23 protein-coding genes are annotated in these 23,312 nt (G+C 47.3%); 8 read left to right on the top strand and 15 right to left on the bottom strand.

What is annotated here, in order from left to right:
• Positions 1 to 63: 63 nt before the first annotated feature.
• From AAIH57_RS02525 to AAIH57_RS02510, 4 genes are all read right to left on the bottom strand, one after another.
• A complete protein-coding gene (locus tag AAIH57_RS02525; protein WP_127536594.1) occupies positions 64 to 780 on the bottom strand; it encodes a YebC/PmpR family DNA-binding transcriptional regulator in 717 nt (238 codons plus the stop codon).
• Positions 781 to 1,125: 345 nt separating this feature from the next.
• On the bottom strand, positions 1,126 to 2,847 hold the full coding sequence (gene cysI / locus AAIH57_RS02520) for an assimilatory sulfite reductase (NADPH) hemoprotein subunit (RefSeq protein WP_430020429.1): 1,722 nt from the start codon (positions 2,845 to 2,847) through the stop codon (positions 1,126 to 1,128).
• Between the two features lie 51 nt (positions 2,848 to 2,898).
• On the bottom strand, positions 2,899 to 4,734 hold the full coding sequence (locus AAIH57_RS02515; protein WP_430020428.1) for an assimilatory sulfite reductase (NADPH) flavoprotein subunit: 1,836 nt from the start codon (positions 4,732 to 4,734) through the stop codon (positions 2,899 to 2,901).
• A gap of 198 nt (positions 4,735 to 4,932) precedes the next feature.
• Entirely contained in the window at positions 4,933 to 5,325 is a 393-nt protein-coding gene (locus tag AAIH57_RS02510) for a winged helix-turn-helix transcriptional regulator (protein WP_430020427.1), read from the bottom strand.
• Positions 5,326 to 5,497: 172 nt separating this feature from the next.
• On the opposite strand from AAIH57_RS02510, the gene AAIH57_RS02505 reads away from it, so the two are divergent.
• Positions 5,498 to 5,851: an NAD(P)H-dependent oxidoreductase gene (locus AAIH57_RS02505; protein WP_430020426.1), complete on the top strand. Its 354-nt coding sequence runs from the start codon at positions 5,498 to 5,500 to the stop codon at positions 5,849 to 5,851.
• 6 nt (positions 5,852 to 5,857) lie between these two features.
• Positions 5,858 to 6,058 carry a hypothetical protein gene (locus AAIH57_RS02500; RefSeq protein WP_246310904.1) on the top strand — a complete coding sequence of 67 codons (201 nt, stop codon included), beginning with the start codon at positions 5,858 to 5,860 and terminating at the stop codon, positions 6,056 to 6,058.
• Positions 6,059 to 6,147: 89 nt separating this feature from the next.
• Here AAIH57_RS02500 and AAIH57_RS02495 read toward each other — a convergent pair whose 3' ends face one another.
• Positions 6,148 to 7,704 (bottom strand): ABC-F family ATP-binding cassette domain-containing protein, encoded by a 1,557-nt coding sequence (locus AAIH57_RS02495; protein ID WP_095287476.1) that lies wholly within the window; start codon positions 7,702 to 7,704, stop codon positions 6,148 to 6,150.
• 160 nt (positions 7,705 to 7,864) lie between these two features.
• Here AAIH57_RS02495 and AAIH57_RS02490 point away from each other — a divergent pair, with 160 nt between their 5' ends.
• Positions 7,865 to 8,329 carry an SET domain-containing protein gene (locus AAIH57_RS02490; RefSeq protein ID WP_430020425.1) on the top strand — a complete coding sequence of 155 codons (465 nt, stop codon included), beginning with the start codon at positions 7,865 to 7,867 and terminating at the stop codon, positions 8,327 to 8,329.
• A gap of 80 nt (positions 8,330 to 8,409) precedes the next feature.
• Here the strand turns inward: AAIH57_RS02490 and AAIH57_RS02485 are convergent, their stop codons facing one another.
• The 6 genes from AAIH57_RS02485 to AAIH57_RS02460 all read right to left on the bottom strand — a co-directional run bounded on the left by AAIH57_RS02485 (position 8,410) and on the right by AAIH57_RS02460 (position 14,569).
• Positions 8,410 to 9,021, bottom strand: a complete 612-nt coding sequence (locus AAIH57_RS02485) for a DUF1349 domain-containing protein (RefSeq protein ID WP_430020424.1) — start codon at positions 9,019 to 9,021, stop codon at positions 8,410 to 8,412.
• A 104-nt stretch (positions 9,022 to 9,125) separates the two neighbouring features.
• A complete protein-coding gene (locus AAIH57_RS02480; protein ID WP_430020423.1) occupies positions 9,126 to 10,469 on the bottom strand; it encodes a dihydrolipoyl dehydrogenase family protein in 1,344 nt (447 codons plus the stop codon).
• Between the two features lie 38 nt (positions 10,470 to 10,507).
• Positions 10,508 to 12,022, bottom strand: a complete 1,515-nt coding sequence (opuFB, locus tag AAIH57_RS02475) for an osmoprotectant update ABC transporter permease/substrate-binding subunit OpuFB (RefSeq protein WP_430021321.1) — start codon at positions 12,020 to 12,022, stop codon at positions 10,508 to 10,510.
• Positions 12,015 to 13,022 carry an ABC transporter ATP-binding protein gene (locus AAIH57_RS02470; protein ID WP_430020422.1) on the bottom strand — a complete coding sequence of 336 codons (1,008 nt, stop codon included), beginning with the start codon at positions 13,020 to 13,022 and terminating at the stop codon, positions 12,015 to 12,017. The genes opuFB and AAIH57_RS02470 overlap by 8 nt, the downstream gene beginning before the upstream one ends.
• A gap of 219 nt (positions 13,023 to 13,241) precedes the next feature.
• Positions 13,242 to 14,087 (bottom strand): NmrA family NAD(P)-binding protein, encoded by an 846-nt coding sequence (locus AAIH57_RS02465; RefSeq protein ID WP_430021319.1) that lies wholly within the window; start codon positions 14,085 to 14,087, stop codon positions 13,242 to 13,244.
• Between the two features lie 53 nt (positions 14,088 to 14,140).
• Positions 14,141 to 14,569: a nuclear transport factor 2 family protein gene (locus AAIH57_RS02460; protein ID WP_430020421.1), complete on the bottom strand. Its 429-nt coding sequence runs from the start codon at positions 14,567 to 14,569 to the stop codon at positions 14,141 to 14,143.
• 368 nt (positions 14,570 to 14,937) lie between these two features.
• On the opposite strand from AAIH57_RS02460, the gene AAIH57_RS02455 reads away from it, so the two are divergent.
• Entirely contained in the window at positions 14,938 to 15,300 is a 363-nt protein-coding gene (locus AAIH57_RS02455) for an iron-sulfur cluster biosynthesis family protein (protein ID WP_175396322.1), read from the top strand.
• Positions 15,301 to 15,559: 259 nt separating this feature from the next.
• Positions 15,560 to 16,336 carry a M15 family metallopeptidase gene (locus AAIH57_RS02450; RefSeq protein ID WP_430020420.1) on the top strand — a complete coding sequence of 259 codons (777 nt, stop codon included), beginning with the start codon at positions 15,560 to 15,562 and terminating at the stop codon, positions 16,334 to 16,336.
• Between the two features lie 129 nt (positions 16,337 to 16,465).
• Here the strand turns inward: AAIH57_RS02450 and AAIH57_RS02445 are convergent, their stop codons facing one another.
• Positions 16,466 to 16,705, bottom strand: a complete 240-nt coding sequence (locus AAIH57_RS02445) for a hypothetical protein (protein ID WP_175396320.1) — start codon at positions 16,703 to 16,705, stop codon at positions 16,466 to 16,468.
• Between the two features lie 130 nt (positions 16,706 to 16,835).
• Between AAIH57_RS02445 and AAIH57_RS02440 the strand changes: the two genes are divergently transcribed.
• Positions 16,836 to 17,468, top strand: a complete 633-nt coding sequence (locus AAIH57_RS02440; RefSeq protein ID WP_175396319.1) for a nitroreductase family protein — start codon at positions 16,836 to 16,838, stop codon at positions 17,466 to 17,468.
• A gap of 149 nt (positions 17,469 to 17,617) precedes the next feature.
• Entirely contained in the window at positions 17,618 to 18,076 is a 459-nt protein-coding gene (locus tag AAIH57_RS02435) for an AraC family transcriptional regulator (RefSeq protein WP_430020419.1), read from the top strand.
• Positions 18,077 to 18,147: 71 nt separating this feature from the next.
• Here AAIH57_RS02435 and AAIH57_RS02430 read toward each other — a convergent pair whose 3' ends face one another.
• From AAIH57_RS02430 to AAIH57_RS02420, 3 genes are all read right to left on the bottom strand, one after another.
• The gene (locus tag AAIH57_RS02430; RefSeq protein ID WP_430020418.1) at positions 18,148 to 19,392 is read right to left on the bottom strand and encodes an aminopeptidase; all 1,245 of its coding nucleotides are present in this window, start codon (positions 19,390 to 19,392) and stop codon (positions 18,148 to 18,150) included.
• Between the two features lie 29 nt (positions 19,393 to 19,421).
• A complete protein-coding gene (locus AAIH57_RS02425; protein WP_430021317.1) occupies positions 19,422 to 20,963 on the bottom strand; it encodes an acyl-CoA synthetase in 1,542 nt (513 codons plus the stop codon).
• 264 nt (positions 20,964 to 21,227) lie between these two features.
• Entirely contained in the window at positions 21,228 to 22,232 is a 1,005-nt protein-coding gene (locus tag AAIH57_RS02420; protein ID WP_430020417.1) for an aldo/keto reductase, read from the bottom strand.
• Positions 22,233 to 22,436: 204 nt separating this feature from the next.
• Between AAIH57_RS02420 and AAIH57_RS02415 the strand changes: the two genes are divergently transcribed.
• Positions 22,437 to 23,279, top strand: coding sequence for an AraC family transcriptional regulator (locus AAIH57_RS02415; RefSeq protein ID WP_430020416.1), 843 nt, complete (start codon positions 22,437 to 22,439; stop codon positions 23,277 to 23,279).
• Positions 23,280 to 23,312: the final 33 nt, after the last annotated feature.

Below are 23,312 nucleotides of genomic sequence, written 5' to 3'. Positions count from 1 at the left end.
CCAACCCATCAGCAAGATGGACTGGACACTCTTTTTCAATTGACAAGAGCTTACGTCGTTTTCTTATACAAACTCTACGTTGTGGTACACTTGCTGAACATCTTCAAGGTCTTCAAGGGCATCAATCAGTTTTTCGAATTGAGCCTGTGCATCCTCGGGAAGTTCAATATGGTTTTGCGCCAGCATGGTCAGCTCGGCAACGGTGAACTCAGTAACACCGGCAGCTTTGAATGCTTCCTGTACCGCATGGAATTGATCTGGCTCCGCGTAAACGATAACAGCCTCATCCTCATCCACGATATCACGAACATCCACGTCTGCTTCGAGCAGAATTTCCAGCACTTCTTCAGCGTTTTTACCTTCTACTCCGATTACCGCAGTTGGATCAAACATGTACGCAACAGAACCGCTGACACCCATGTTTCCTCCGTTTTTGTTAAACGCGGAGCGTACTTCAGGGGCTGTCCGGTTTACATTGTTGGTGAGTGCATCCACGATGACCATCGCACCATTCGGTCCAAAGCCTTCATAACGCAGCTCTTCGTAGTTCTCATCCCCACTGCCTTTTGCCTTTTCCATGGCACGATCAATGATCGCTTTGGGTACGTTATACGTTTTCGCACGTTCCAGCACGACTTTCAGTGCACGGTTCGCCTCCGGGTCTGGTTCACCCTTCTTGGCAGCTACATAAATCTCAACGCCGAACTTGGCATATACCCGGCTCGTATTTGCATCTTTTGAAGCTTTTTTTTCTTTAATATTATTCCACTTACGACCCATATCGTTTCCGCTCACTTTCAACATGTAATCTGCATTCTACCTAGTTATTATATCTTGTTAACACTGCTTCAACAAGTTCAGTGAGACGAAATAATGGTAATCTATCCATCCAAAAGGAGGGACTGATAAAGGATTTACCAGTCACTAGCCTTTAATCAAGGTCTCGGCTCCATCAACAAATACCTCAGTACCTGTAATGTGAAGCGCCTCGTCGGATGTCAGATAGAGTAATAGACTAGCTGCATCTTTCGGTTAGCCTGGTTTTCGGGTAAGCGGAATACCATGTTCGGAAATTCCAAAAGGAGCACTCCCACAGGGAATGCTCCTCTAACGCTACCGGATCATTTAAGCGTGAAACTGCTGGCCGTCCAGCACTTCAGGCACATAGCCGGCACGAATCACAAAATCTCCAAAATGTTCACCTTCATGACGTTCTCTCGCATACTGATGCACCATCGGCGTCAACGTATCCAAAATCTCCGTTTCACCAATATTTTCTTTGTAAAGCTTGTTTAGACGATGACCGGTAAAGCTGCCCCCGAGATACATATTGTATTTGCCCGGAGCCTTTCCGATAAATGAAATCTCGGCCAGCATCGGACGTGCGCATCCATTAGGGCAGCCCGTCATGCGAATGACAATTTCCTCGTCTCTCAGTCCTGCTTCATCCAGAACGGGTTCCAACTTGTCGATCAGGGACGGAAGGTAACGCTCGGACTCTGCCATTGCCAAACCGCAGGTAGGAAGTGCCACACAAGCCATGGAACTCCTGCGCAGTGCCGAATAATGAGCACCATCCGTGAGATTATACTGCTCAATCAGCGCTTCGATCTTTTTCTTCTTCTGACTGCTGATATCCCCAATAATCAGGTTCTGGTTGGCTGTCAGGCGGAAATCTCCGCTATGAATCTTGGCTATTTCACGCAAACCCGTCATGAGCGGATAGCCATCAATGTCTTTTACCCGTCCATTTTGGATAAACAACGTATAATGCCATCTGCCATTGCTGCCTTTGACCCAACCGTAACGATCTCCATTATGATCAAAATGGAAATCACGCGCGGCTTCCAGACTCCAGCCCAGGCGGTTGGTCAATTCCTCTACGAACCAGGCCAGCCCACGATCATCAATCGTATATTTAAAGCGAGCGTGCTTACGAACTGCACGATCACCATAGTCCCGCTGGATCGTGACCGTTTTTTCCGCAACATCAATCATTTGCTCCGGTGTGCAGAAGCCAATGACTTTGGACACTTGCGGATATGTCTTCGGATCTCCATGGGACATTCCCATGCCGCCGCCTACCGATACGTTAAAGCCCTGCAGCTTACCATTCTCCACGATCGCGATAAATCCGAGATCCTGTGAAAATACATCGACATCATTCGATGGCGGAACCGCAATCCCGATCTTGAACTTCCGCGGCAAGTACACTTTGCCGTAGATCGGCTCCACTTCCTCGTCACTGGACCCGGTATCAATCACTTTCTCTCCATCCAGCCACAGCTCATGATATGCCCGAGTGCGGGGATCCAGGTGATTGCTCACCTGACAAGCCCATTCGTATACCTCTGCATGCACATCCGACTGATTCGGGTTCGGGTTGCACATTACGTTCCGGTTAACGTCTCCACACGCCGCAAGTGTGCTCAGCAAGGAATCGTTTACTTCACGTATCGTATTTTTGAGATCCCACTTCAATACCCCATGGAGCTGGAAAGACTGGCGAGTAGTTAAACGAATCGTACCATTCGCATATTTATGAGCCACGCGGTCCATCATCAACCACTGCTCAGGTGTTACAATTCCGCCGGAAGCCCGGACGCGCAGCATGAACTGATAAGCAGGCTCCAGCTTCGACTTATTCCGCTCGTTGCGCAGGTCACGATCATCCTGCATATAGCTGCCGTGATGCTTCATGAGCCGGTTGTCATCCTCCGGAATCGAACCACTAATGCGATCAGCCAGCGTTTCGGTAAGACTGCCGCGCAAGTAATCACTCTTGATCTTTATATCTTCCACATCGCTGTTCGCGCGCTGCGGATTCAGTAAGTTATTATAAGCCATGCTGCTTTCTCCTCTCGTCTCTGCGGGATGCCTTGATCCGGGGTTACGGAATTAATACACGTCCCGCTGATAACGTTTTTCCTGTTGCAACCTAGTCAGATACTCCGAGGCCTGCTCAGAAGTCAAACCGCCTTCTTGTTCAAGGATGGTAGCAAGTGCGCCATGAACATCATGCGCCATTTTTTTCTCATCACCGCACACATAAATGACTGCGCCCTCCTGAAGCCATTGATACAGCTCTTTGCTATTCTCCAGCATCCGGTGCTGAACATATACCTTATGCTCCGTATCCCGAGAGAAGGCCACATCCATCTTGGTGAGCACGCCGTCTTTGAGCCAGCGCTGCCATTCCGTTTGATATAGGAAATCCGTGAGGAAATGTTGATCCCCGTAGAACAACCACGTTTTGCCCTGCGCGCCCGTTTCTTCACGCTCACCCAGGAACGATCTGAATGGGGCTACTCCCGTTCCAGGACCTATCATGATGATTGGGGCATCCGGGTTCTCCGGCAATTTGAAGTTCGGGTTATGCTGAATGTACACCGGTAGGCTGTCTCCTGCCTCAATCCGCTCTGCGAGATGAACTGAACAAACTCCATAACGCTCTCTTCCGCGCGCTTCGTAACGCACCGTACGCACCGTAAGATGTACTTCATCCGGGAATGACTTCGAACTGCTGGCGATGGAATATAAGCGTGCAGGGATTTTACGAAGAACGGCGACAAATTCTCCCGCCGGTATGCCCTTCAGATTATAATCCTGTACCAGATCCAGCAGATCACAGCTGTTCATAACATTGCGGAACTCGGCGTCATTTGCAAGCAAATCGGCAAGTCCACTATCAGGACTTAGTTTTGCAAGCTCCTGGACTACAGGTTTGGTCACAGCAGTAATTTCGAAATAGCGCAGTAACGCTTCATATACCGATACCTGCTCACCGGATTTGTTCACCGTTACACGTTCATCGGCATTCCATCCCATGGCTGCAATCAGCTCATCTACCAGGCGAGGATGATTTTCCGGGAATACACCCAGGCTGTCTCCCGGCTCGTAGTCCAGATTGGAACCTTCCAGGGACAATTCGATATGACGAGTCTCCCGGTCTGATCCCCTGCCGTTCAGATTAAGATTCTCCAGTACTTCTGCCTTGAATGGGTTGGTCCGATTGTATTCGGATTCCCCGCCACTCACCGCAGCGACAACAGCTTCGCTGGATAGGGTGCCCGCCGTCGCTGGCGTGCTGCTAAGGGAGGCAAGAACGTCATTCATCCATTCCGCAGCCGCTTCGTCAAAATCAACGTCACAGTCTACACGAGGAACAATTGGCGTACCACCAAGCTCCTGCAGACGCTGGTCGAAATCCTTGCCAGTTTGGCAGAAGAACTCGTACGACGTATCGCCCAACGCCAGCACGGAATATTTTAATCCATCAAGCTTCGGAGCGCGTTTGCTGTTTAGGAACTCATGAAGCGGAATCGCATTATCCGGCGGTTCGCCTTCACCGTGAGTACTGACAACAATGAGCAGATTCTCAATTTTTTTCAGTCCGTTCGGTTTGAAATCTCCCATGGCGGACAAGGTCACCTGAAGACCCTGCTCTTCCAGCTTCTTGGCCAGCTTCTTGGATAGTCCGCTGGAATTTCCCGTTTGGGATCCGTAGAGCACCGTAACTTCGCGGGAAACCGGAGGTACACTAACAGCAGATATTGTCTCTGCTTGTACGTTTTGTGCTGCACCTGCTCCGGCCGCTACCGCTGAAATCCCCTGAATTGCTGTCAAATATCCGCTAAGCCATGTCTTTTGTCCAGCGTTCAATGTAGGAATAAGACGATTGAGCAGTTCAACCTGTTCCTGATTAAAAGGGCTGTTTGTCACTTGAAGTTCCACTATTTGCCACCTCGCGCATTGCTTCAATTTTAATTCCTACTAAAATGATCATATTAATTTCTACTACTTAGAACCTAACACACGGGGTGTTAGGGGTCAATTTCAATGATTTTATAACATTTATCAGTTTCGCTGATAAAGGACAAAAAACAAAAAAAAACCATCCTCATTCATCAAGGACGGTTTCATTTTTCGTTGTCATCCATTTAGGGGCGAAGTCGGTACATAATCGCTGAAATGGTTTTCGAGCACTTTGTTTTTATCTCCGTATACCCTGTCCAAATGGTTTTCTCCCCATAAGCAGATGCGATCAATGATCTCCTGAAGCGTTAAGCCATACTCGCTGATTTCATACTCTACATTGGGAGGAATCTGGTGATGAATTATTCGGTGAATAATACCATTCCTTTCGAGTTCCCGCAGCTGCTGGGTAAGCACTTTCTGGGTGATCGCTGGAATCGCCCTGCGCAGCTCACTTGTTCGTTTCCTGCCTGAAATCAGCTGATGTAGAATGAGGATTCTCCACTTGCCTCCAACCAATTCCAGCATCGCCTGCACGCCACTCTCGTGTTTTTTAATTTCTGCTTCCATCGGAATTCCCCCCTGAAGATACGGCCTTATCCGTTATAAAAAGTAATCGAAGAACCTCAAGGTATCTACAGCACTTGAAGGTGCGTACTTCTCAATAACACGCCATGAAACTTATAATAACACTTGTCAAAATGTTACTTCAAAAAATATGGAATAGGAAGGTCACTCAATCATGAAAGTTAAACTGGTCGTTGCTCATCCAAGACAGAATTCCCTGACGTTCGCTGTTATGAATCGTTTTATAGATGGTATGAAGGAGAATCATCACGAAATCGATATCCTTGATCTGTATCATGATGGATTTGATCCGTTGTACAGTTTAGAAGATGAACGGGATTGGCAAAATCCCAATAAGCAGCACGCCCCTGTGATTCGAAAAGAATTGGATCGTGTCCTTGCAGCTGACGCAATAGTGCTTGTTTTTCCCATATGGTGGTACAATATGCCTTCCATGCTCAAAGCCTATCTGGATAAAGTATGGAACATGGGTCTGCTAAACAGAGTAAATTCCAAAAAGGTACTCTAGATCGCGTTGGCTGGCGGTACGGAGGCCTCATTCCAGAAATACGATTATTACAACATGATTACAAATTATTTGAATAACGGAATCGCTGGTTATGCAAGAATGCAAGAATCCCGAGTAGAGTTCCTATACGAAACCATATCGGAATCCAAAGCGCATATCGAAGGTTTGCTGGAGCGAGCGTATCAGATCGGCAAATATTACAATTAATTGTTGCTGCGCAAAAAGACAGCGTCCATTTTTCCATGGCACGCTGTCTTCTTTTTGTCCTTATGTTTCATACGATGCAGGATTCGACATTAAAATACTTTGGTTGTCCATGATTCGCAGTTCCATGTCTCCGTCACGACATCACGATAGAATTCCGGTTCGTGCGAGATCAGCAGAATGCTGCCTTTGTAGGCTTTGAGCGCACGTTTCAACTCATCCTTGGCATCCACGTCAAGATGGTTCGTCGGCTCATCGAGTACAAGCAGGTTCGTTTCGTTGTTGATCAGTTTGCAGAGACGCACTTTGGCCTTCTCTCCCCCGCTCAGTACTGCTACCTTGCTCTCAATGTGCTTCGTAGTCAGTCCGCATTTTGCGAGTGCAGCACGCACCTCGAATTGCGTGTAGGACGGGAACTCCTGCCAGATCTCTTCGATACAGGTATTGTAGTTGGCATCCTTCATCTCCTGTTGGAAGTAACCGATCTCGAGATGCTCTCCACGCTGAACCGTTCCTTCCAAGGCAGGAATTTCACCCAGAATGCTGCGCATCAAGGTCGTTTTACCGATACCGTTCGCACCTACGAGTGCGATCTTCTGACCTCGCTCCATACGCAGATCGAGCGGTCTGGACAACGGCTCATTGTATCCAATCACTAGACCTTTGGTTTCAAAAATAAGCTTGCCGGACGTTCTTGCATCCCGGAAGTTGAACTGCGGCTTCGGCTTCTCCTTCGCGAGTTCAATGACATCCATTTTGTCGAGCTTCTTCTGTCTGGACATCGCCATGTTGCGTGTCGCCACACTGGCCTTATTACGTGCAACAAAATCCTTAAGATCAGCAATTTCCTGCTGCTGGCGCTTGTAGGCCGACTCCAACTGCTGCTTTTTCATTTCATATACTTCCTGGAAGTGATCATAATCGCCCACGTAGCGGGTCAGATCCTGATTTTCCATGTGATAGATCAAGTTGATTACGCTGTTCAGGAATGGAATATCATGTGAAATGAGAATAAAGGCATTCTCATATTCCTGCAAATAGCGCTTCAGCCATTCGATATGCTGTTCATCCAGATAGTTCGTCGGCTCATCGAGGAGCAGAATATCCGGTTTTTCAAGCAGCAGCTTGGCCAGCAGAACTTTGGTCCGTTGACCTCCACTCAGGTCATTAACGTCCTTGTCGAGACCGATATCCGTGAGGCCCAGACCGCGTGCTGTCTCGTCCACTTTGGCATCGATCATGTAAAAGTCCTGGTTGGTCAGCGTATCCTGAATGGTTCCAACGTCCTCAAGCAGCTGCTCCAATTCCTCTGGAGTAACATCCCCCATCTTGCCATACATCTCGTTCATTTCCTGCTCCATGTCGAACAGGTATTGGAACGCACTGCGCAGGATATCACGGATCGATTGTCCCTTGTTCAGTACGGCGTGCTGATCGAGATATCCCACACGCATCCGTTTGGACCACTCGACTTTGCCCTCATCCGGCTGCAGTTTGCCCGTAATAATGTTCATGAAGGTGGATTTACCTTCACCATTGGCTCCGATCAGTCCAATGTGCTCGCCCTTCAACAGGCGGAAAGAAACGTCGTTAAAGATAGCACGGTCACCAAAACCGTGGCTTAATTTTTCCACATTTAATATGCTCATTCATGACACCTTTTCTATATAGACTTCATTCTTGTATATTATAATCAATATATCATGCACAACTCAACGCCATATTTGCCTTATATGCATGAATCGGTTAAAATTTGGCCTTAAACTACTACAGAACGGAGCTCTCTCAGACGAGCATAAGGTGAAGATTATGATTGAAGTAAAACAATCCAAATTGGGTGATGGCGAGTTTAATCGGGGGGTATTTGCCACAGTGGATATTCCCAAAGGCCAGTTGATCCATCAGGCCCCGGTTGTGCCTTATCCCAACGAAGATCACGAACATGTGGAAAAAACAATCCTGGAGGATTACGTATTCGAATATGGTGCCAATCATACTGCCATTTTGCTGGGTTACGGCAGCTTGATCAATCATTCGTATGAACCGAACGCCACCTATGATATCAACTTTGAAAATCATACCTTTGATTTCTATGCTTACAAGGATATCAAAGCAGGCGAAGAGGTCCTGATTAATTACAATGGCGAAGAAGACAATATGGACCCGTTATGGTTTTTGGATGATTATGAAGAACGTATGCGTGAGCTGAACGAAGAAGACGAACGTAACGATGAGAATGGTGAAGACAACGAGTCAAGTTCAAAAGATGCATAACGCAAACAAGCAAGTCTTCCATCACGGAGGACCTGCTTGTTTTTTTGTGGAATAAATTAGTCCACTTGTCCTGAGCATTCTCAATCATAAATGGGTGGATCTGCGTGCAGGTCCTCATCGGGTGCGGTTGTTCTCCACTGCGTAAATGCGACTTCAAACCCAGCTCGCTTGGGTGAACACAGAAACGGCCCCGCCTGTTTGTTCGTCGGATACGCGAAACGCGCAACCCGAATCGTCCGCCAGGGATGTTCATCCGTACGTGCTCGAATGACTACCGCTTCATTGTGGTAAGAGGCTCGAATGGTAACCAACCGTCCACCCCACTCCGGGATTGGAGATAGTGACCAGTCAGAGAATTGATCTGTTACCACAGCACCGATATGCACCACCCCGTCGTTCACTTCCACCCCGGCCTTGATCCATTGTTCCTTGCTGTGCCAGAGCATCAAGCCTGCCTGATCATATAATTCAGTGAATGAACTCAGATCAAATGTTACTTCAACCGCTTTACTTTCGTCCCATGGGGCCAGCAGGGCATGTCCATTCTGATGACAGAATCCGTAGAACGTTTTCTCCCAAAAGTCACTGCCTTCCTGTGCTTGCACGATGAACCGCTCACCCTCTGTTCGGGTAGCAACCGGTTCAGTAGTCCATCTGGCATCGGATGAACCAAGAAAATGCGCTGCTGACATGTGTTCAACATCCTTCCATCATCAATGTCTTCAAGAATCGATCATTACTCTTTATTCTCTAATCATCTAGTTCATAAAATCACTTATCCTCGTTTCCATACTGTTTAAAGCAAGGAGCCCAGGTCCGAAGCAGCTGTAGGATATGCGAAATTCATCGTGTTCAGCTGATCTGTTGTGATCCCGAACTGAATCGCCATCGCAAACAGATTAATCAGCTCTTCGGTCTCGCTGCCGATTACATGTGCACCAAGGATGCGTCCTGTAGCGTTGTCGATCACAACTTTGGCCATGGCATATTTTTCATTTGTCCGTTTATAAGTATACCATTTCGACATGTCATTTACTTTCACTTCGTAACCTTCCTTCTCGGCTTGCTCAACATTGAGACCAACAGAGCCAAGGGATGGCACGGTAAATACGATGGAAGGCATGACTTTATAATTCGGTTGGGCATGGTTTCCCTTCAGCAAATTTGAGGCTACAGCCCGTGATTCCTGACCTGCCAGGGGCGTAAGAGGAAGACCTTTCGTCGCAGCGACGTCACCGGCTGCATATACTCTGGGATTGCTGGTGCTTTGCAAATATTCATTCACAATAATACCGTTCTTACTATAGCTGACTTTCCCCTTTTCCAGTTCCAGGCCCTCGATGTTTGGGATACGCCCTGCTCCATGCACGACCCGCCCGCAATGCCACTGGTGATCTGCCCCATTCCGGGTGCCACTGACCAGGTAGGTTCCCCCCTGCTGCCGAATGGATTTCACTTCGGCGTTCAGGTGAACATGTATGCCAATCTCTTCGGATTTCTGAACCAGCAAGTCTACGAGATCCTTATCAAACTGCTCCAGCGGTCGCTCGCCCCGGTGAATAATGTGTACTTCGGTCCCCGCTCTTGCGGCAATGTGAGCAAATTCAAACGCGATGTACCCCCCGCCCACCAACACCAGTTGATCGGGAAGCTGTTCCATATCCAGGAAATCATCACTGTAAAGGAGATGCTCTGCACCTTCAATGGGAAGTGGTGCGGGCTGGGCACCCGTTGCTATCAGAATGTGTTTGCCACGAAGTAGTGCGTCACCCACACGAATGTGTTCTTCATCTACAAAAACAGCCTCGCCATGGAATGTATCCATCCCGGCCTGTTTGAATTTATCCTCGCTCGCTCTCGGAATACTTGCTGTAAATGTACGTTTAAAGTTCATCAGTTCAGGCCAGTTCATGGTCGTCTTGCCCTGAGTGCCCTTCCCCAACATTCGCTCATTCCAGTCGATGAGTTCAGCAGCTCCGGCCAGCACTTTTTTGGGATCACATCCTCGCAAGGCGCAAGTTCCGCCAAACTCACGCTCATCAATGACGGCTATCTTCCATCCGGCTTCAGCGCAGCGGGATACAACTGAACTCGCTGCACTTCCGGTACCTATTGCGATTAGATCATATAATGGTGTCATGACTTGTTCCTCCTCTTCCTTTTCCGAACATAAAAAATCTATAACAAACCTGCCTGCTGCAAATAGTCAGATGCTACCTGCTCCGGACGGGCTCCATTCACATTCACCTCATAATTCATCTGACGCATCTCATCATCTGTAATGCGTCCCGCCAGCTGATTCAGTACCTCGATCAGTTGCGGATACGCATCTGCTGTCTCCTTGCGAAGCATCGGTGCTCCCTGATATGGAGGAAAGAGCTCCTGATCATCTTCCAGCACCACGAGATTATATTGCCTCAGCTCACTGTCGGTAGAATACGCATCAACCAGGTTAATATCCCCTCGCTGAACAGCACTATATCGCAGTTTGGGTTCCATCGTGGCTACATTCGGAAACTGAATATCATACTTTTTCTGTATTCCGAGATAACCGTCCTCGCGATCTGAAAATTCCAGAGTAAATCCAGCTTTCATCTGCTGCTGAACCGACTGGAGATCAGATATGCTTTTCAAATTAAACTGGTCAGCAACCTTTTGCGGGACGGCCAGCGTGTACGTATTGTTGTATTCCATCGGATTCAAAAGCACCATATCAAACTGGCTTAGCATTCCGTCTCTTGCCTGTTCGTAGACTTCCGTGCGATCCGTGCTGACTGCCGTTTCTTTCATGAATTCCGATATGGCCGTGCCTGTAAATTCGGGATAGATATCGATGTCGCCGGATTTTAAGGCATTGAACAAAAACGGGGTCTTCCCCAATCCCGGCTTTAATTCAACGGTGAGATCCGTATCTTTTTCAATCATCAGCTTGTACATGTTGATTAGAATCTCAGGCTCTGCCCCCAGCTTGCCTGCAATGACCAGATCCTTCTGACCACCACGGAATAGCAGCGGAATGGTGATCACAAGTACTGCGGCCAGTGCCAGTGCACCAAGAGTACCAAGCGTTTTGCGGAAGGACAGCCGCTGGAATTGGCGGAGCAGGACATCGAACAAAATTGCCAGCAATGCGGCAGGTATCGCCCCCAAAATAATGAGTGCCGTATCATTCCGATCGATGCCGAGCAAAATCAGATCACCGAGACCGCCTGCGCCTATTAACGCCGCTAAAGTGGCTGTCCCCACAATGAGAACCATGGCCGTCCGAATCCCTGCCATAATGACAGGCATGGCGAGCGGCAGTTCCACTTTGCTTAGACGCTGACGACTATTCATGCCCATCGCATTGGCAGCCTCGACCATTGAAGGATCCACCTCGGTTATGCCCGTGTATGTATTGCGAAGTACCGGAAGCAGGGCATATACCACGAGCGCAATAATTGCCGGAACCGTACCGATGCCGAACAGCGGAATGAGCAGCCCGAGAAGGGCCAGCGAAGGAATGGTCTGCAAGACTGCGGTGACACCGATGATTGGTTCAGCAACTCTGGGCTTTCTCGTTAGATAAATGCCGAGTGGAATCGCAATCAGTACCGCGAAGAATAAGGCAATAAACGAAATCTGGATATGCTCCAGAAGAGCTGACAACAGCTGTCCTTTCCGCTCACTGAACACCTCGGAGAACCTACTCATGACCATCACCTCGCTCCTGCTGCAGCTGACCGGACCAGTACCGCAGCAGATCCGTTCTGCTCACCTGACCTACAATCTGGTGGTTTTTCTCCACCAGCAAGGTGTCGTAGGCATCCATGACATCTAATAAATCGGTCAGTGTGATGGAAACCGGAACAGCCGTCTTGGCAGACTTGGGTACATGGCCCGGTGCCAGGGGGACCATGATCGCTTCAAGATCAAAAACCATCTGATCATCGGAAGCAAAGTGTGAAGTATGATCTTGATTCACATCTATGTCAGGACCTCCAACAAAATCTCGTACAAATTCATCGGCAGGCTTCTGTACCAGCTCTTCAGGTGTGCCCACCTGTAATACTTGTCCATCCTTCATAATGCAGATGCGATCGCCCAGCTTCATGGCTTCCTGTATGTCATGGGTGACAAACACAATGGTTTTCTTCATCTGACGCTGGATTTCCAGAATATCATCCTGCAATTTCTCCCGGCTTATAGGGTCCAGAGCACTGAATGGTTCATCCATCAGTACAATCTCCGGGTCTGCCGCAAGTGCCCGCAGTACGCCGATTCTTTGCTGCTGTCCGCCGGACAGTTCCCCTGGTTTGCGATCACCATAGGTTTCTCCATTCAGTCCCACCATGTCGAGCAAGCTATGTACACGATCATGAATCTGTGCTGATTTCCATTTTCTTAGTTCGGGAACAACCGCAATATTTTCGGCGATCGTCATGTGTGGAAATAGGGCAATCTGCTGCAGTACATATCCAATGTTCCAGCGTAACTCGTGAATGTTATATTCATCGATTGGCCGCTCATTGATACGTACCGTTCCATCCGTTCGCTCAATCAGGCGATTAATCATTTTGAGCATCGTCGTTTTGCCGCAGCCGCTCGGGCCAATCATGACAAAGAGCTCGCCTTTGTTGATTTTGAGATTGACCTGACGAAGTGCATGTGTCCCATCAGGGTATTGCTTGGATACATTTTCGAATTGAATCATCCGTACTCTTCTCTCCTTTATCAACAACCTTTCATTCTCATCTATTTCCCCAAAAGCACAACCCTATAATCACCACTATAGACATTGGGCTCTTCTGTTCATATGACGCCAGATATACGAGAATTTCTGCAAAATGTTGATAGATCAGCAAAAAAGACGGGCCACAGGGCACCGTCCTATTTGCTGATATTGGAATGTTTCCTGTATTTCATTTCTGCTTCATTTCACAGGAACTTTAATTAATTGCTCCAGTGCAATCGGGTCCCGGCCCGTCACTTTTTTCACTGTATCCGTCGTTTGGTCCTCACTTCCTTCTTCCCGGATCCGTCTATCCAATCCGGCAAGGAGAGCGGCATAGTCACCCGGCATTCCTGCGTCTACCATGCTTTGGGTAAGTGCTTCATCTGAGAGCGGACGATACTGTATGGATTGCTCCATAACCCGACTGAATAAATCAGCGACCTGTCCATAGGTCAATGCTTCCGGGCCTGTAATGACATGTGCTGTATTATAAGGCACATCATCCGTGAGAGCGTGAAAAGCAACAGCTGCAATGTCATCCGCGCTGACAAAGCCAACTCTCCCATCGCCCGTAGCACTATAAATTTCTCTATGCTGCTCCATCGTTACCCGGTGTGGCCCCTCCGTAAAGTTTTCCATGAAGTAGGATGGCTGCAGCACAGCCCATTCGGGAGCAAGCTCCTTCAAAGCCTGATGCACCTTGCCAAAAACAGGACCATTTTCATCCACAGAAGCACTGCCAAGCAGCACAAATCGTTTCGCTCCTCCCCATAGGGCTTCCTTAATAAAAGGAATCATCACATTCTCCGGATTCATGTCCAGTACAGGTACAACGAGATATACATGATCCACATTTTTCAGTGCTGCTGCATAAGTGGATGGGTCGTACCAATCAAAGTGGACCTGGAGTTCGTCAGAATTTGAAGCGGGCTTGTTTCGGCTTGCGAGGCGAACCGGGTAATTTTGGTTCTGAAGCAATGCTGCAACGCGGCTGCCCGTCTTGCCGCTCGCTCCAGTTATCAGTGTTAGGGGTTTATCGTTAATCATGTGTATCTCCTCCTGAGTTTAGATGAATAGATATATTTTGCAAGTCAGGCTCACTCTGCCTCTAAAGACTCCAGTACAACCAAAGGATTCCAATAGTCCTTATAATGGGTGATCTTGCCGTTATGATGAGTGACAACCGATATGTAGGCTTGATGATATGGTTTGTTTGTAATCAACGATCGGCCTTTGCAAGTGAATTCGGCTACAAATTGATCCTGATCCTGTGCAACCATGATTACAGGTTCAGAAAACTCCTGGATCTCCATTTGTTCGAAAAGAGAATGGACATGCTTCGCAATTGCATCTTTTCCTTCCAAGAGCTGTGGGTACCCTGCCGGTGCGTATGGAAATTCAAAAACAGCATTGGTAGCAAACAGCTCCGTCCATTGATCCAGCTTTCCATCCAGTAACCATTGCGTAAATCCATGCATGATGCGATGTGCCGTGTTATTTTCCTTTTGTTCCATAGGACTTGTCATATCTTAATTCCTCCTTCAATCATTTTTAAGGACTTTTCCAGACTGATTAGTCTAAAATCAAGAAAAAATAAACGCCTTACGCGTTCATTCTCCAACACATGAATCTAATCCAAAACAATTCCCTTCATAGCCATGTGGACCGAATACAGCCGTTGCTTCAAGGAAAACAAGTTCTGTTCAAATTCCTTTGCTCTTCCCAAATTCCGTCCTCACCTCCCTCTGTATTGAGTATAGAATACATTTTCCGGACTGATCAGTCAAGAAAATATTTGAGTTGAGTTTGGAGCCAGGTGGTATAATGAAAAGAGACGCTGATTTTCTATCATTTACATTTCAGGATCATTTTCAACATATAAGGAGTGAACCATATGCATATTCAAATTACAGATCTGGCTGCGGCGAGATTAACCGAGAGCCTGAACGATCAACCTGGATATTTCAAAGTATTTTATGATACTGAAGGCTGTGGCTGTAACGGAATTCTGGTCATATTGATTGTGGATGAACCTGCAGCGCTGGATGAGCAGATCGAAACCAACCTGGTTCCGTTCTATGTTGACCCGAAGCAGCAGTTAAATCTTGAACAGCATATGAAACTGGATACGGAAGAAAACTATCCTTCCTTCACGTTAAGCAGTGATTCCGGTGTACTTAGCAGCAACGTCCGCGTTCGAGACACGCGTGCTGTGAATGCGGGTATTTCCGGTGCACCGGATGCGTGCATGCTGTAATCTTTTTTATTTTTTCCAAAGAATGATGAACAATTTCTGTTATTAAACGCAAAGACTCTGCGCACAGTGCAGAGTCTTTTTGTGTCCCATTTGGCTGAAACGCCCTAACATATGAATCTCGCACAATTTGTTTACATCTCGGAAACAATTGGAGAACCTCTTGATATAATCCTCTAGTATACTCGGTATATAGAAAAGCATGTCTGGAATCTATCCGATGCAGCATGCGAGAGATTCATCAACCCCGAGGAGGATCATCATGAAATCATTCACACGTAAATCTATCGTATCCACGCTGCTCATAGGGTCTGTCATAGCAGGTGCTGCCTTCACTGCATTTCCCTTTATACCATCCATGACGCCAGTCGCTTTGGCTGCCAGCTCCAGCTTCACCCAATTTTTGCATGATAATGCACCCTCTCGCACCATTAAAACTAGCAGCAGCGGTCTTTCCACTGTAACGAATCTATCCAGCACTGTGGTTCTGGTGAATAAAAAGAGAAATCTGCCTTCTTCCTATGCACCGAAAGATTTGGTGGTACCCAACATTCCATTCAGCTTCTCCGGCTCCAGTCCGAAAAAGCAAATGCGCAAAGTCGCTGCTACCGCGATTGAAAAGCTGTTTGCTGCAGCCAAAAAAGACGGCATTGATATCAAAGCCGTATCGGGTTACCGCTCGTATTCCACACAGAAATCCATTTTCAACCGGAATGCAAGGATCAAAGGTGAAGCTGTCGCCAACAAAACAAGTGCTCGACCTGGCCAAAGTGAACATCAGACCGGTCTTGCCATCGATATCTCCAGTGCATCGGTCCGCTATGAACTGCAGCAAAGCTTTGGCAATACCAAAGAAGGCAAATGGCTGAAAGCCAATGCCCACAAGTATGGATTCATCATTCGTTACGGCAAGGATCAGGAGAAGTTGACAGGCTACTCCTATGAACCTTGGCATGTTCGTTACGTCGGAGTGTACATTGCAGGAGAAATTACCAGTCAGAAGCTTACCCTTGAACAATATCTGGAACGCGCAAAATAAACGACCATGTGCAATCACAAATAGAACACCATTCGGAGTCAGGGCCCGTAGGCGGGCCTTCTGCTCCAGCATTTTACCCAACTACTCCCAGACTTTCGGGTATCAAACTTTCGAAAAAACAGCCTTACATCAAAAACTGACAATCCTTTTGACAACGAGAGGCAGTCGCTTCAAACTTTCGGTTCCTGCCCATGAACCCGCTCCTGCCAGTATGGCATTATGGCACAAATAAAATGCCGCATGGTAGGCAAGCGTGCCTACGATGATTTCCATCACCAAAAATCGTTTCAGTGTGGAGGATTGGATGACATATACCTTGAACTCGTGATTCGAACTATCCCTTTTGAATCTGGTGATGAATGCCCTCATGAATCACCTCAACTGTTTTTATTTAAAGTTATGGTCGTTCAGTCTTGTCTTATTCAAAAATAATACTTACCAAAAGTAACTAAGCGTGTTATAGTCAGTCTATACTTTATACATAAGCGAGGTAACCACCATGAGTGAACTGGAGAAATTGGTCAAAAATCGTAGATCAGCCGTTATTTTTGAAGAAGGTATTGAAATCCCGGAATCGGACTTGCAGCAAATGTTCGCATTAAACAAATTTGCCCCATCTGCCTTTAACCTGCAGCATACCCACTATCTTGTCTTGACCGATCCTGCACAAAAAGAAAAAGCATATGAAGCTTCACAGCAATACAAAGTAAAAACAGCCTCGGCAGTCATCGTTGTCCTGGGGGATATCAAGGCTCACCACCACATCCGCACGATAAACGAAGGATTATTGCACTTGGGAGTGCTTAACCCGTTTGAATATGAACAGGAGTCCCAAAGTGTCTTCGATTTCTACGAATCCCGCGGCAGCGTGTTTCAGCGTGAGGACGCCATCCGGAATGCCAGTCTGTCGGCAATGCAGCTGATGTTGATTGCACAGGATATGGGATGGGATACGTGTCCGATGATTGGTTTTGATGCGGATGAACTGCAGAGCAGCTTGGATGTTCCAGAACATTACGTGCCTGTCATGATGATTACGATTGGTAAAAAGTCTGAAGCCAAACAGCGTCCACGCGGCTATCGGAAACCCATAAACGAGTATGTCAGCTTCAACAAAATGCATGCAGAGTAATTCATAACATATCAAACCAAGAAGGCCACGGTATTCCGTGGCCTTTTTTACGTTTTCGTATTCCGTTACAAAAAGAATTATGTAATTTTTTTATAACATGTTAACATCCAACTTGTAAGAAAATCCAATACAGAATGGAAGATAAAAAAATGGAAATGATTATCGAACATTTCTTACCCTGCCAAATCGCTTATGTCAGGCAAGTGGGCCCTTACGGCCCTGCCAACGTTCAAGCCATGAACAAGTTAAAACAGTGGGCAAACGAGAAACAAATGCTCACGGAAGCTGCGGTTTTATTTGGCATACCACAGGATAACCCGACAACGACATCTCCGGAGAACTGCAGATATGATGCAGCTATTGTCCTCAATGAACCTGAATATTCCGATGATGATTCGATCGAGATGGGTGAGCTACCAGGCGGAGATTATCTGATCTGTAAAGTTAGACACACGGCAGAAGATGTCCAGCAGGCATGGAATGAAATTATCCCGCATTTGCAAAACAGCAGTTATGTCATCGATCACAAACCGGTATTGGAACGATATCAATGGGACCTCCTTGAACAGCACTATTGCGAAATATGCGTGCCTGTGAAGAAGGTCTAACGCGATAAGCTGCACAAAAAAAGTGACTTCATCGTTGAAGTCACTTTCTCTCATCAATCTAGGTCAGATCATTAAAATGCCCAGTTACCTTTGCGGAACACCGGCTCAATCGTACCATCCTGCAGCTCGCCGTCAATGTCCAGTTCAGCCGACCCAATCATGAAGTCGACGTGTGTCAGACTCACATTACACTCATGTTTGAGCAATTCCTCGTTAGACATCGTTGTGCCGTCTTTCATGTTAAACGGATATGCGCTGCCTACCGCCAGGTGACAGGATGCATTTTCATCAATGCCGGTATTATAGAAAATACGATTCAGGTTCGAGATTGGAGAATCATGCGGCACCAATGCCACCTCACCAAGATAACGTGCTCCTTCATCCGTAGCAAACAGGTTTTTCAGATGCTCTTCACCGGATGCGGCTGTGAAAGCAACAACCTGACCGTCCTTGAACGTAATTCTCATCTGATCTACCAGCTGTCCGTTCAAGTTCAGGGGCATCGTACTGCTGACATAACCATTTACGCCGCTGCGCTTCGGCATGGTGAACACTTCTTCGGTTGGCATATTGGCAACAGTGTACACGCCTGCCTTGTTCTCACTTCCGCCGCCACCCCAGATGTGATTCTCTACCAGCTCAATTTTTAGATCCGTTCCCGGTGCACGGTAGTGCAGGCTTTTATAATTTTTCTGATTCAATTGATCACTCTTCGTGTTCAGGGTATCCAGATGCTGTCTCCAGTTCTCGATGGCATCTCCGCCGTCCACACGATTCATTTTGAAGATTGTATCCCACATCACATGAATGCGATCTTCCTCAGGAATATCCGCAAACACCTTATTCGCCCATGCCTTCGTCGGCGCTTTGATCAGACACCAGCTGATCTCGTGGTTGCGTGTATATTTTGAATAGCCGCGACGTGCTTGAGCAGCCGCCTTGGTCGCACGGGAAACTTTGTCCGAGTCGATGCCGTTGTACAAATCCGGGTCGGGCACTTTAATCGTCAAGGTTGCACCGCCTGCTTCTGCAAATCTCTCCATCATGTCGCCTTTCCATGCGGGATAGTATTCGAAGCTGTCATCAGAACCTTGCTGGAAACGACTGCGTGTAATTTGATCGTCCTCGAAATCGACCTGTACGTACTTTGCCCCGGCAGCGTATGCCTTTGCGACGATCAGGCGGGTAAATTCAAGCGTTTCGATGGGCGCTGTGACGAGCAGATCCTGCCCTTTCTGAATGTTTACGCCCACTTTTACCACCAGTTCTGCATATTGCTCCAACGATTTCTCAAACGTTTGCTCAAAATTGCTCATAGGTCGATTCACTCCTGGTTCATTATTATTTAGGCATTTCGCTTTTCTTGTTCACGCAGCTCAATCCGGCGAATTTTGCCGGAGTTCGTTTTCGGCAGATCCGTCACAAATTCAATCTTGCGTGGATACTTATAAGGTGCTGTCCATTCCTTGACGTGATTTTGCAGTTCACGCATCAGTCCTGGTGAAGCCAGAGACTCGTCCCTCAGGACTACAAAGGCTTTGACCACATTACCCCGAATTTCATCCGGACTGGCAACAACGGCGCACTCCTTCACACTGGGATGTTTCATTAACGCTTCTTCCACCTCGAACGGTCCAATCGTATATCCCGAACTGATGATAATATCGTCACTGCGGCCTTCAAACCAGAAGTATCCTTCTTCGTCTTTGCGGGCGCGGTCTCCGGTTACGAAATAGTCCCCGCGCTGATTCGCTTCCTTCCGTCCCTCATCCTGATAGTAGGTACGGAACAAGGCAGGCATATCCTTGTGAACAGCGATATCTCCCACTTCACCTGCTGGTTGAGGCTGCCCTTCTTCATTGATAATCTCAATCAGACCAGGTGTAATGGATTGTCCCATGGAGCCAATGCGTACGGGAGCGTCTTTCAGACTGCCAATCAGCAAAGTACTTTCGGTCTGACCGTATCCATCACGAATCGTCAGGTCGAAGTGACGCTGGAAGATTTCAATGACTTCCTGATTCAATGGTTCACCCGCAGACACGGCGCTGCGCAGTTTGGACAGATCATAATGTCCAAGATCGTCCGCTTTTGCCATCAGGCGATACTCGGTTGGTGTGCAGCACAACACATTGATCCCGTATTCCTGCATCAGTTCAAGATAACGTTTTGGCTGGAATGATCCATTATAAACCAGACCTGTTGCTCCTCTTCCGAGTACGGACAGGAACGGACTCCAGATCCACTTTTGCCATCCAGGTGCGGCGGTTGCCCATACGGTATCCGAAGGCTGAATATCCAGCCATAACGAAGAAGCGATACGCAGGTGGGCATATCCCCATCCGTGGCTATGTACAACTCCTTTGGGATTTCCGGTCGTGCCGGAAGTATACGCGAGAATGGCAATATCGTCGCGGTGTGTTTCCACTGCACTCATCTCGTCGGATTGCCCTTCCATCAACTGCTGCACGTTGACCCAGCCTTCTGCGGGAACGCTGTTGTCCCCCGTAGGTGATGCAACAATGCGATGAGCCAGTGCTGGCAGGTCTGCATCCATCTTTTCCACTTCTGCCGTCGTTTCGGACCAAACAATTACAGCACGCGCCTCCGAATGCCGCAGGCGATACTCCAGATCTTTGGCACGCAGCATCTCTGAAGATGGAATAACGGCAATCCCCAGTTTAAGACAAGCAATGTAAATCACATAGGCAATAATACGGCGCGGTACCATGACCAGCACCCGATCACCTTTCTCCAGACCCAAATCACGCAAGCCCCCGGCAAGGCGATTTGCCTGCTTGAATAATTCACCGTACGTAATCTCTTCCAATTCTTTATGATCGCTGAGCCATCTAAGTGCAATCCGATCTGATGGATGATTTTCCATCTCGGATGTCAGGTTATAGGTTTCAGGCGAAATCCACTGTTCAAAATTCAAATGGAGCCTCTCCTTCATATTTCAAATGTATAGCATCTATATATTATACCCTAAATCCTAGGACCAGGTGCTATGATATGAAATACTTTTTCAAAAAAATAAACACAGGTCAATTATAATGACAATTCATTATAGCTGACTTGTGCTTATCTCAATCATTCTTATATCCATCATTCTTTCATCATATCTGAAAGTTATTCCTGCTAATCGACTCTACCAAGCGTAATTCCCGATACCGTCCAATATACTTTCAATTTCTTTCAGTTCTTCGCTTGTCAGGCTCGGTGCCTTCAACGCGGCAACATTTTCTTCGATCTGTGATACACGGCTTGCGCCAATCAAAGCGGAGGTTACCCGGTTGTCACGCAAAATCCAATTCAGCGCCAATTGGGAAATCGTTTGACCTCTGCGCTCAGCAACAGCCTGCAGGGCTTCGAACTTGGCAATCCGTTCATCCGTATATGCTTCTGTCTTCAAATTACCCGTCGGATTGGCGCGTTCTTCCTTGATCTTGTCCACGTATTTGTTCGTCAATTGACCGCGTCCCAGAGGACAGAATGCTATGGAGCCTACACCTTGCTCATCCAGTACATCCTGCAATCCATCTTCGATCCAACGATTTAACATCGAATAGTTCGGCTGGTGTACGAGACAAGGTGTTCCCAAACTCCGCAGGATGGCGACGGCCTCTCTTGTCTGCTTCGCATCATAATTGGATAATCCCACATACAGCGCTTTGCCTTGTCTCACGATGTGATCCAATGCAGCCATCGTTTCCTCCAGCGGCGTATTCGGGTCCGGACGATGATGATAGAAAATGTCCACATAATCCAATCCCATCCGGCCGAGGCTTTGGTCGAGACTGGCTATCAGATTTTTGCGGGAACCCCACTCACCATAAGGCCCTTTCCACATGTAATATCCCGCCTTCGTCGAGATGAGGAGCTCATCGCGGTAAGGACGCAGGTGTTTTTTGAACAAGACACCAAAGTTTTCCTCAGCCGAACCTGGAGGCGGTCCATAGTTGTTCGCCAGATCGAAATGGTTAATTCCCAGATCAAATGAACGCAGAATCATCTCTTCCTGAATATCCAGCGTGCGGTTTCCGCCAAAGTTCTGCCATAAGCCAAGTGCAATTTGGGGCAGCCTGATCCCGGATTTGCCGGAACGGGCATAAGTCATTTCATCATAACGCTGTTCACTCGCAGTATAGGGCATATTAAACTCTCTCTTTTCTTGTTAGGGTTGATGAACACCCTTTCATCTTAGTCATTTTCAATCCGGAACGATATGGCATATCACTATAACCCTATGGAATAATACTTGTTATCTTTTTAAGAGTTACATCTCATATTTCATTTCTTTTGAATAAAAATATGTTAAAATGCAAGACGAAACGAACTCACACAGGAGTGATTAACCTTGATTACATATATGTTCAAAAACAATCCATTGCAGGATCTGCAGCTCCTTCATTACGGAACAGAACCTTGTACTCCCGGTCACTATTTTGGTCCTGCCATGCGGGATCACTACAAAATCCATTATATTTTGGATGGCAAGGGCACCTTCGAAGTTGGAGGCAAAACGTATGAACTGCATAAAGGCCAAGGCTTCCTCATCGTCCCCCATTCTGTCGTTCATTACAAGGCCGACTTGGAGGATCCGTGGGAGTACAGCTGGGTTGCATTTCAAGGAAGTATCTGTCCTTCACTTTTGCAGCAGGCTTGCCTGTCCGAGCATCATCCAATCTTCGAACTGGCAAATGATGATGATATGCGCTCCTGCCTGCATCGCATGCTCAGTTCCCGGAATTCCCACAAAGGCTGGGAGATCAGCATGACCGGATGGTTATATCAATTTTTCTCCATCCTGATCGATCAGGCCAATGAAGACATTCTCCCCTTGGAGCAGGAATTCACCAAAGAAGCCTATGTGACGCAAGTGATGGATTTTGTCGAGATGAATTATGCCAATCCCATCACTGTGCAATCCATTGCTTCTCATATCGGTTTGCAGCGCAGCTATCTGTGCTCCCTGTTCAAGGAACGGATGGGCACCAGTATTCAGTCCTATCTCGTCAATTACCGAATGCGCAAGGCGGCCGAATTGACTCTCGACACCGGATTAACTATTGGGGATATCTCCCGTTCAGTTGGATATTCAGACCAGCTTCTCTTCTCGAAAATGTTCAAAAAAGTGATGGGCGAAGCTCCTACACATTACCGCAAACACAAAACAGCACCTTCCCGGTTAAGCAGTTAACGGGAACGTGCTGTTTTTATAAATTTTCAGGAC

It is taken from the genome of Paenibacillus sp. MABNR03 (assembly GCF_050455445.1).
GTDB classification, from domain to species: domain Bacteria; phylum Bacillota; class Bacilli; order Paenibacillales; family Paenibacillaceae; genus Paenibacillus; species Paenibacillus xylanilyticus.
The sequence above is the reverse complement of the archived record's forward strand: the minus strand, read 5'-3'. Positions and strand labels throughout refer to the sequence as shown.

Coding starts and splice junctions, on each gene's coding strand:
- AAIH57_RS02445 (WP_175396320.1), bottom strand. CDS start 16,705: ATGAGGGCATTCATCACCAGATTCAAAAGGGATAGTTCGAATCACGAG.
- AAIH57_RS02505 (WP_430020426.1), top strand. CDS start 5,498: ATGAAAGTTAAACTGGTCGTTGCTCATCCAAGACAGAATTCCCTGACG.
- AAIH57_RS02470 (WP_430020422.1), bottom strand. CDS start 13,022: ATGATTCAATTCGAAAATGTATCCAAGCAATACCCTGATGGGACACAT.
- AAIH57_RS02430 (WP_430020418.1), bottom strand. CDS start 19,392: ATGAGCAATTTTGAGCAAACGTTTGAGAAATCGTTGGAGCAATATGCA.
- AAIH57_RS02525 (WP_127536594.1), bottom strand. CDS start 780: ATGGGTCGTAAGTGGAATAATATTAAAGAAAAAAAAGCTTCAAAAGAT.
- AAIH57_RS02485 (WP_430020424.1), bottom strand. CDS start 9,021: ATGTCAGCAGCGCATTTTCTTGGTTCATCCGATGCCAGATGGACTACT.
- AAIH57_RS02425 (WP_430021317.1), bottom strand. CDS start 20,963: ATGGAAAATCATCCATCAGATCGGATTGCACTTAGATGGCTCAGCGAT.
- AAIH57_RS02455 (WP_175396322.1), top strand. CDS start 14,938: ATGCATATTCAAATTACAGATCTGGCTGCGGCGAGATTAACCGAGAGC.
- AAIH57_RS02450 (WP_430020420.1), top strand. CDS start 15,560: ATGAAATCATTCACACGTAAATCTATCGTATCCACGCTGCTCATAGGG.
- AAIH57_RS02490 (WP_430020425.1), top strand. CDS start 7,865: ATGATTGAAGTAAAACAATCCAAATTGGGTGATGGCGAGTTTAATCGG.
- AAIH57_RS02510 (WP_430020427.1), bottom strand. CDS start 5,325: ATGGAAGCAGAAATTAAAAAACACGAGAGTGGCGTGCAGGCGATGCTG.
- AAIH57_RS02495 (WP_095287476.1), bottom strand. CDS start 7,704: ATGAGCATATTAAATGTGGAAAAATTAAGCCACGGTTTTGGTGACCGT.
- opuFB (WP_430021321.1), bottom strand. CDS start 12,022: ATGAGTAGGTTCTCCGAGGTGTTCAGTGAGCGGAAAGGACAGCTGTTG.
- AAIH57_RS02480 (WP_430020423.1), bottom strand. CDS start 10,469: ATGACACCATTATATGATCTAATCGCAATAGGTACCGGAAGTGCAGCG.
- AAIH57_RS02440 (WP_175396319.1), top strand. CDS start 16,836: ATGAGTGAACTGGAGAAATTGGTCAAAAATCGTAGATCAGCCGTTATT.
- AAIH57_RS02435 (WP_430020419.1), top strand. CDS start 17,618: ATGGAAATGATTATCGAACATTTCTTACCCTGCCAAATCGCTTATGTC.
- cysI (WP_430020429.1), bottom strand. CDS start 2,847: ATGGCTTATAATAACTTACTGAATCCGCAGCGCGCGAACAGCGATGTG.
- AAIH57_RS02420 (WP_430020417.1), bottom strand. CDS start 22,232: ATGCCCTATACTGCGAGTGAACAGCGTTATGATGAAATGACTTATGCC.
- AAIH57_RS02460 (WP_430020421.1), bottom strand. CDS start 14,569: ATGACAAGTCCTATGGAACAAAAGGAAAATAACACGGCACATCGCATC.